This is a genomic window from Acinetobacter lwoffii, from assembly GCF_024129435.1.
Lineage (GTDB): Bacteria > Pseudomonadota > Gammaproteobacteria > Pseudomonadales > Moraxellaceae > Acinetobacter > Acinetobacter lwoffii_F.
On the sequence record NZ_JAMXXN010000002.1, the window covers coordinates 229898 to 238650 of the forward strand.

Sequence of the window (8753 nt, forward strand, 5' to 3'; positions counted from 1 at the left end):
CTTATACTCCCTTAAAGACCAGTTGTTCTAATTTTCAGATGCTGAATCAGGACACCATCAATGACAGCAGATCCAAAATTCTTACTTACACCCTCAGTATTTTTAAATACGATTCCTGTTGAATTCACACCATCCTTGGCACGCAGCATATTTGTTCCTGAGATACGCTCTGTAGTCCCTATTGAGATACTACTGTGAGTCGCATTACGCCCTTGATAAAGTGCGGTGGTATCTGACACATTATTTTTAATCGGTGTACCACAACTATAGACATTACAGGTCGAACCCTTTAAATCTGTTGTACCCAATCCGCCCCCATAATTTTGATAAATTTGATTATAAATAGCAGGAATATTAGGAATACGTGTCACTTCTAAAATAATATTATTGCCTTCTGAACCGACAACGAAAGGCTGGTACATATTACCAAGCACCAAGTTAATATTTGGACTATAGAGATATAAGCCCTCAGAATCATGAAATATAGGAGCATCACTTCCATTCAAGGCCGGGGTCGGGACATTACCATCAAGCGCATCTGTTTTTGCTGCGGTACTGAGACGAATACCTTTACTGTTAAGATTACTATCGCTACTGCTTAGAGTTTCTGGTCGATCATTGGTATTCAGACGAACAATACTCGCCATACCCAATGTTTGGCTGTAATTCTTATTGTCAGATTCTAAGGTTTGGAATAACCGAACTTGCGAGCCATTAAAACTCAGACCATTGGCAACAAATTGGGTTCTTAATCGGTAATCCGTATCAAGTCCTGATATTGGCCCACCTGTTATAGGATCTACAGCATTAGAGGAATTAAGCTCACGTGCAAAAATATCACTCCAGAAGCCCAGCTTGATATTATTATCACTTTCGACCCCTGCAATTGGACTTAATGGGGCTTCCAAAGCAATATAGCCTACATCTTTAGCAGCGTCCTTAAACTGTTTGACGTTTTCAGTTCCTGCCCGAAATAACCAGGGATTATCTGATGATCCCCAGCTAAAACCCTGATTACTGTATCGCGTGCTTAAAGAATCATCGCTTTTCGATAATGCTAGGCCATAAATAAATACATCGGCTTTAGTTCTTAAAGTGCTCACAGAAATTTTAGCAGCTTCAGTTTTAGCAGCATGATCTGCTCTAGCAATGATTTCAGCCATAGCAGCACTATCTGCATCTTTCATCATTTCAGCTAAAGCAGCTTCAAATTTTTTATCATAATCTGCTTTAATTAATGCAAGAATTCTTGCATCTACAATTGCTCCAATAATATTTTCCCTAGTACCAGACGTACTCCATTCAGTTGCAGGAATTGATTTCGTCGCATCCTTACCATAAAGAAGGTCAATCATTTCCAATGCATTTGTTTTTGCCTTATTATTTAAATCAATTAGATTCCCCGGTGAGTGATCAAACATTGTTGTGCCATCATCGACTAGACTATATTGAATTAAAGCGGGTTTACCGGCTCCATTATAATAATCATCACGACGTTGTTCATAATAGGCTTTCATAAAGTCGGTATTATAATAATAATCAACTAATTCTTGCTTAAATGCGTCCCGGTTTGTTTGTGTATCATGAGTATTCTTAATCGTATTATAGTTATTATTATAAAAATCAGTTTTTAACGTATCAAAGGCTTGCTGATACTCAGTTGCATAATTCTGCGTTCTTTCAACATGAAAAGTATTATCATATGTAGATTTATAAACTTTGTCGTATACACGCTGCCCAAGTTGGTTGTAATTTTCACCCGTCGGAATAATACGAATAAATCCTGTATCTGCTTTTCCAGGATCAGGAATCTTCCGCTCATAACTCGAGCCAGCCGAGAGATCGTTAGGGCCTTGAAACACCATTTTAAAATCATCAAGTACCAGCGCAACACCCTCACCTGTGGTGTCAGAAAGAGAAGAATCTGATAATTCCTGCATCGCATGTGCAGAAGGCAACAGGCTGAAACCGATTGTCATCGCCAAATAACTTTTGCGAAATTTAAATATATCTTTTATCTGAGTCATCTCACTCTTTCCTTTTTATTCGATGCTCCGCACCTTATGCTTCAGCTTCCCAGCCGCCAATCTTTGCTTTTTTATAATGCATTGCATCTTTTTTATGGTTATGCGGAATCCATTATGCTGATTTTTAATACAGATGCCAAAGCCAATTAGGCGAAAAATAGCAGTTTCCGATGAATGAAAATCTCAAAAAAATAAACGGGACATAAAGTCCCGTCATTCAATATTTTAAAACAATTAGGTCTTCGGCAAAGTAACGCCTGTCTGACCTTGATATTTACCGCCACGATCTTTATATGAAGTTTCACAGACTTCATCAGATTCAAAAAACAGCATCTGCGCTACACCTTCACCTGCATAAATACGCGCAGGAAGATTGGTAGTATTTGAAAACTCTAAAGTGACGTGTCCTTCCCACTCTGGCTCAAGCGGAGTCACGTTAACAATGATGCCACAACGCGCATAAGTAGACTTGCCCAAGCACACGGTCAAGACATTACGTGGAATGCGGAAATATTCGATGGTACGCGCCAAAGCAAACGAGTTAGGCGGAATGATACAGACATCCGACTCGATATCAATAAAGCTGCGTTCATCAAAGTTCTTCGGATCGACAATTGCAGAATGCACATTGGTGAATACTTTAAATTCACGTGCACAACGCACGTCATAACCATAGCTGGATACGCCATACGAAATCAGCTTTTGACCATTTTCATCCAAACGTACCTGGTTTTCTGCATACGGTTCAATCATGCCGTGTTTTTCGCTCATTTCGCGAATCCAACGATCAGACTTAATTGCCATTGATATAATCCAAAAATCTTAAGAACAAGTTATTGCGACGTACTTTAACTGAAATTGACACTAATGAAAATAAGTGAAAGGCTTAGAGCTAAAGTTGCCAAAAAATTGCTGATTGAGATCAGCTTATAAACTTAAAAGTGCAGAATAGCTTAAAGGAATGGAAAAGCTCATTAATACCAGCGAAGCCGTTTTCTGCAGGTTTTTCTGATTGAGCCAGCGACTGTTTTTTCTGGCCAGGATTGAACCCAGAAAAGTCCAGAAGAATGCAATCGGGATCAACAGAAGCAAGAAAACCAGCATATGAGTCACATAATGTTGGCCGCTTTTCCAGACAATGACAGGAAAGATCGCTGAGGCAAATAAAAGTGCTTTAGGATTAAGCAAGGTTGCCAAAAATAATTCTCGTGCGCGAATCGAGACATTTTCAAGATTTTCGCTTATTTCTGCAGTCCGCCATAATTTCACAGCGAGAAATAGAATATAGCCAGCACTAAAAAGTTTGAGAATGGTCGGTAAAAGCGGAAGATGAACGGAAATTTTTCCGATCAGAATGCCCCATAAGCTAATGGCAATCAGATAACCAAAGGCTTCCGCAGGAATTAAACGAAATGTTTTTTTAAATCCGACCTGAATGCCTGAAGATGCCAATAAGGTATTGGTTGGGCCTGGTGTTAAAAGAATGGTTGCCACTAAACCAATAAAAAACCATGAAATCATAGTTTGACCTCGCTCTAATCCGAGTAGCATAGAAGAATTCGGTCAGTGCTGCAAAAAAATAATTGTAAGAGAACATATGATCTAAAATTTAAATTTATTTATTTTAATTAATTCAAATGTTTATATAAGCTTTCAGGATAAACACCCGATAGTCATTTCAGTCAATTTCGATCATTTAAATCGAGCTAATTTTAAAAATAAGAAATAAGAAGCCCTAGCTTTTAGCTAAGGCTTAAATATCTGAATTGTCTGTAGAATTAAAAAATTCGACTATGGTCTTTCTCTGCTTTAGGTAACTGCGCTGCAATTTTCTCTGTAATCAGCATATAGCTTTCTGCAGCAGCATCTCCCGCGATCACTGACGGCGTTCCAGCATCGGCATTTTCACGAATTTTAGCATCCAAAGGTAAACGACCCAATAATGGGACTTGATATTGCTCAGACAGTTTATCGCCACCGCCTGTACCAAAAATCTGTTCCTCAAAACCACAATTTGAGCAGATATGGGTCGACATGTTTTCAATCACGCCCATGATCGGAATCTGCACGCGGTTAAACAATTCAATGCCTTTGGTCGCATCCAGCAAGGCCACGTTTTGTGGCGTTGTCACAATTACTGCGCCCGTTACCGGAATACGCTGCGCGAGAGTTAACTGGATATCACCTGTGCCAGGTGGCATATCAATCATCAGCACATCAAGGTCTGGCCATAGGGTCTGATTGAATAACTGCATTAATGCACCCGTGGCTTTTGGACCACGCCAGGCGACTGGAGTATTGTGATCTCCAGTTAAATGGCCAATTGATAATACCGCCATCCCATAGGCTTCGATAGGGACAAACTGCTCTGCTTCGATCATTGGCGTTTTGCCGGCATTACCGAGCATAGTCGGAATACTTGGGCCGTAAATATCGGCATCTAGTACGCCTACGCGCAGGCCTAATTTCTGTAGAGCCAAGGCCAGATTTACAGTCGTGGTCGATTTACCTACGCCACCTTTACCAGATGACACCAGAATCACATTTTGAATCCTTGGGTGTTTTGGAACATCACGCTGTTGCGGCGCAGCTTTTTGAATAGGTGGATTATTTGGATCAGCTTCTTCTGTTTTTGCAGGCTGTGCCGACGCATCAACCACAGGGGGAAGATTGGGTTTTGCTTCCGCTTTAGGCTCGCTTGAACAGTTTTCACCTTCAGCATGGTTATGCCCGCAACCCCCTTCTTTCTTATGTCCAGTTTTCTGCTGAATCACATGCATATTCAGTTCTTGAATACCACATTTTTGCAAAGCTTCCGCCAGTTCATCATGAATCTGTTGCAGCTGCGCTTTTTCTTCTGGATAGGTATTCAAAGTGATTTGCAGAATCTCACCCTGTACATTGACCTGCGTAATACGATCTTTCAAGGCATTGCTGGAATTTGGCAAGATATAGTTTTGCAGTACGTTTTGCACAGCTTCTTCGTTCACCTCCTTGGAAGGCGAAAAAACCGATTTAAGCGAAGAAAGCCAAGACATAGGTTACTCCAAAAATGTAGATCGACATCTGAATCGCTTAGTTTAACGGGGTTTTAGGCTAAGGTTAAGCACTGTCTTGGAGAAGATGAAAGAGATATCTTCAATTTCCAACCATTTTGCTTGGTTTTCTTAAATGTTTTATGAAATCTTGGTAAATAAAAATAATGAAAGAAAAGAGAGATAAATTATTTTGATGTAATAATTTTTTTTACTGATCTTAGACGATCAAGCCACTTTAACCCTCTGTAATTAAAGTGGCTTAACGATCACAGACTATTTATGATTTTTATTGTTTTCAGATTTGTCCTGTTGATCCTTGGTATTTTTATCCTGATCTTGTTTCGATTCATCCTTTTTGGACTGAGAGCTGCTTTCTGAATCTGTATCTTTGGCATCTTGCTGCTGATCAGAATCACCTTCCTTCGATTGATTATCCTTCATTTTATTCATCGTATCAGTTGCCATCTGTTTCAGCTCAGCGAACTTAACCGAGGCTTCACTGAATAAGTCTGTGATTTTCTGTCTGGTATCTTCAAACTTATGCATGGCTTCATCTTTTAAATTTGCCATACTTGCCTGCTGATCGGTCTGACCATCTTTAGCATTGTGTTTATCTGACTTGTTAGATGATTTATCTTGAGAGGCATGATCCGCTTTGGCCTTTTTCGCATCATCCGAACCTTGCTCAGCATTTTGCTGGTTGTCAGATTTGCCATGTTTCAGCTCATTCAGAAGCTTTTCACCTTTTTGCAATAGCTCTTCACCGATCGCAATCGCCTTGGCTTTTAAGTCATCCATCTTAAAGCTTTCAGTTTTTTTATCGGACTGGTTCTCTTGAGAATTGTCTTTTTGTGCTGATTGCTCAGCATTTGTATCTTTGCCGTTGTGCTGAGTATCAGATTTCTGATCAGCATGGGTCTGGGCACTTTGCCCATTCTTATGTTCCTGATTATGCTGTTTATCTATCTCATTTTGCTTTTGCTCTTTTGCAAGCTGATCATTCAATTCGCGTGCATGTTGTTCTTTATCTTGATTTTGCTTCGACGTATTGTTTTGGTTCTGCTGAGTCATGAGGTACCCTCCTTAGGCATATCATATAAACAATCAGCCATTTTTTAGCACAAAGCATCACGCGAATCGGGCGAAGTAAGCAAACTGCAACAAAGCCTGTACATGTTGTTGCTATTGTTTGCAGGATGTAGCATGAGCTGAGTTAAATCCGTATTGAAAAGCTCTATGCTAAAGATGATGCGGGCTTTTGTATTCGGGCTGTCCAAGTCCATCTATTCGCAGGGTTTCAGCAAAGCATTTCTTTGTAATCCCCTCGGCATCATGTAAAATTATGGCCCATTGCATAATGAATACGAATGAGAGAGTGAATCCGTGCGTAAAATTTTAGTCACCAATGCCCTTCCTTACGCCAATGGCCCGATTCATATGGGTCACTTACTTGGCTATATCCAAGCAGATATTTGGGTACGTGCCATGCGTGCGATGGGTCATGATGTGACTTATGTCTGTGCGGATGATGCTCACGGAACCGCGATCATGCTACGTGCCGAAGCGAATGGCATTTCACCTGAAGCGCAAATTGCCAATGTGCAAAAAGAACACATTCGTGACTTTGACGGTTTCGGTGTGCATTTCGATCATTATGATTCTACACATAGCGATACCAACCGTGCTCGTGCGTCAGAAATCTATGTGAAAAACCGTGATGCGGGCAATATTGCAGTTCGTCCGGTGACCCAGCTTTTTGATCCTGAAAAAGGCATGTTCCTGTCAGACCGTTTCATTAAAGGCACCTGTCCTAAATGTAAGGCGGAAGATCAGTACGGCGACTCATGTGAAGTCTGCGGTGCAACTTATAATGCGACAGAGTTGTTGAATCCGCATTCCACTTTAAGTGGCGCAACTCCAGTCGAAAAATCATCTGATCATTACTTCTTTAAATTGCCAAATTTTGGTGAATACCTGCAAAAATGGACTCGTGATGAAGGTCGCTTGCCGGTATCGATTGCCAACAAGCTGGACGAATGGTTTGAAAATGGCTTGAACGACTGGGACATCTCACGTGATGCGCCATACTTCGGTTTTGAAATTCCAGATGCGCCAAACAAATATTTCTATGTTTGGGTGGATGCGCCGATTGGTTATATGTCGAGCTTTGAAAACTACATCAAAACCAAACGTCCTGAATTGAATTTTGATGACTACTGGAAAAAAGATTCTGAAAATGAGGTCTATCACTTCATTGGTAAAGACATCGTGTATTTCCATGCCCTGTTCTGGCCGGCAATGCTTGAAGGTGCAAACTACCGCACGCCATCAGGCTTATTCGTGAATGGTTTCTTGACTGTCAATGGCCAAAAGATGTCAAAATCTCGCGGCACATTTATTAAAGCGGAAACCTATTTAGAGCATTTAAATCCTGAATATCTACGCTATTACTTCGCGTCGAAACTTTCTGACAAAGTTGAAGATTCTGACCTGAACCTTGATGATTTCGTTCAGAAAGTAAATTCAGATTTGGTCGGTAAAGTCGTGAATATTGCCAGCCGTTGTGCAAAATTCATTAACACCAAATTTGATAACAAGTTAAGCACGACATGTGCTGAACCTGAATTGGTACAAAGCTTTATTGATGCCGGTAGTTCAATTGCTCAAGCTTATGAAGCACGTGAATTCTCTGCGGCGATTCGTGAAATCATGGCACTGGCAGACAAAGCCAACCAGTACATCGACGAGAAAAAGCCTTGGGCACTTGCTAAGCAAGAAGGTCAGGAACAACAGGTTCATGATGTATGTTCTGTGGGGATCAACCTGTTCCGTCAATTGGCAGTTTACTTGGCTCCTGTATTGCCGACACTAGCTCAACAGGTTCAAGATTTCTTGCAACTTGAAAGCTTCGATTTTGCTTCTCGCAAAACCATTCTAGTGGGTCATGAAATTGCATTGTTCCAACCCTTAATGCAACGTGTAGATCCAAAAGCGGTTGCTGCCATGGTGGATGCATCTAAAGATTCTTTAGCTGCTCCTGCTGCTGAACCAGCAAAAGCTGAGAAGAAAAAAGAGAAGAAGATTGAAAAGAAAGCTGAACCTAAAGTCGGTGAAGCTGAAATCATTAATATTGATGATTTTATGAAAGTTGACCTGCGTGTGGCTGAAGTTTTGGAAGCGGCTACGGTTGAAGGTTCTGACAAACTGCTTCAACTCACTTTAAACGTTGGTGAAGCTGAGCCACGTAATGTGTTCAGTGGTATTCGTGAGTTTTACCAACCTGAAGACTTAAAAGGTAAACTGGTGGTGATGGTGGCAAACCTTGCGCCACGTAAAATGCGTTTTGGGATCTCTAACGGTATGGTGCTAGCTGCGGGTAATGGCGACGGTGTTTGGGTGATTTCACCTGAATCTGGTGCTAAACCGGGTGATAAAGTGTCTTAAGATTTCCATTTTAAGCAAAGAAAGCCTCTACTGATGTAGGGGCTTTTTTATTAGTTATTTCCCTCATCCCAACCTTCTCCCAGAGGGGGAGGAGCATTCATTACTAGGGCGTGTCCTCATTTGAAGAATTGGTTTTAAATACTTAAAATCCTCCTTTGAGTTATTTTTATTTCTATATTTTCAATGGCACGTACTCTTCTTACCGATGATATCTGGCAGCAAATTCAAGATACTATGCGATTAC

General features: G+C 40.8%; 6 protein-coding genes. 1 reads left to right on the forward strand and 5 read right to left on the reverse strand.

Features of this window, described 5'->3' with window-relative positions:
• Positions 1 to 11: 11 nt before the first annotated feature.
• The 5 genes from NI455_RS02435 to NI455_RS02455 form a co-directional block, all read right to left on the reverse strand.
• Positions 12 to 2027 (reverse strand): hypothetical protein, encoded by a 2016-nt coding sequence (locus NI455_RS02435; protein ID WP_253112217.1) that lies wholly within the window; start codon positions 2025 to 2027, stop codon positions 12 to 14.
• Positions 2028 to 2261: 234 nt separating this feature from the next.
• The gene (dcd, locus tag NI455_RS02440; RefSeq protein WP_004280726.1) at positions 2262 to 2831 is read right to left on the reverse strand and encodes a dCTP deaminase; all 570 of its coding nucleotides are present in this window, start codon (positions 2829 to 2831) and stop codon (positions 2262 to 2264) included.
• 123 nt (positions 2832 to 2954) lie between these two features.
• Positions 2955 to 3548, reverse strand: coding sequence for a LysE family translocator (locus NI455_RS02445; protein WP_004732019.1), 594 nt, complete (start codon positions 3546 to 3548; stop codon positions 2955 to 2957).
• A gap of 257 nt (positions 3549 to 3805) precedes the next feature.
• A complete protein-coding gene (gene apbC / locus NI455_RS02450; RefSeq protein WP_243474452.1) occupies positions 3806 to 5065 on the reverse strand; it encodes an iron-sulfur cluster carrier protein ApbC in 1260 nt (419 codons plus the stop codon).
• Positions 5066 to 5338: 273 nt separating this feature from the next.
• Positions 5339 to 6136 (reverse strand): putative sodium/potassium/calcium exchanger, encoded by a 798-nt coding sequence (locus NI455_RS02455; protein ID WP_243474453.1) that lies wholly within the window; start codon positions 6134 to 6136, stop codon positions 5339 to 5341.
• A 312-nt stretch (positions 6137 to 6448) separates the two neighbouring features.
• Between NI455_RS02455 and metG the strand changes: the two genes are divergently transcribed.
• Positions 6449 to 8509: a methionine--tRNA ligase gene (metG, locus tag NI455_RS02460; RefSeq protein WP_005247863.1), complete on the forward strand. Its 2061-nt coding sequence runs from the start codon at positions 6449 to 6451 to the stop codon at positions 8507 to 8509.
• Positions 8510 to 8753 lie beyond the last annotated feature (244 nt).

Excerpts from the sequence above, each read along its gene's own strand:
- NI455_RS02435 (WP_253112217.1), bottom strand. The coding sequence starts at position 2,027 with ATGACTCAGATAAAAGATATATTTAAATTTCGCAAAAGTTATTTGGCG.
- dcd (WP_004280726.1), bottom strand. The coding sequence starts at position 2,831 with ATGGCAATTAAGTCTGATCGTTGGATTCGCGAAATGAGCGAAAAACAC.
- NI455_RS02445 (WP_004732019.1), bottom strand. The coding sequence starts at position 3,548 with ATGATTTCATGGTTTTTTATTGGTTTAGTGGCAACCATTCTTTTAACA.
- apbC (WP_243474452.1), bottom strand. The coding sequence starts at position 5,065 with ATGTCTTGGCTTTCTTCGCTTAAATCGGTTTTTTCGCCTTCCAAGGAG.
- NI455_RS02455 (WP_243474453.1), bottom strand. The coding sequence starts at position 6,136 with ATGACTCAGCAGAACCAAAACAATACGTCGAAGCAAAATCAAGATAAA.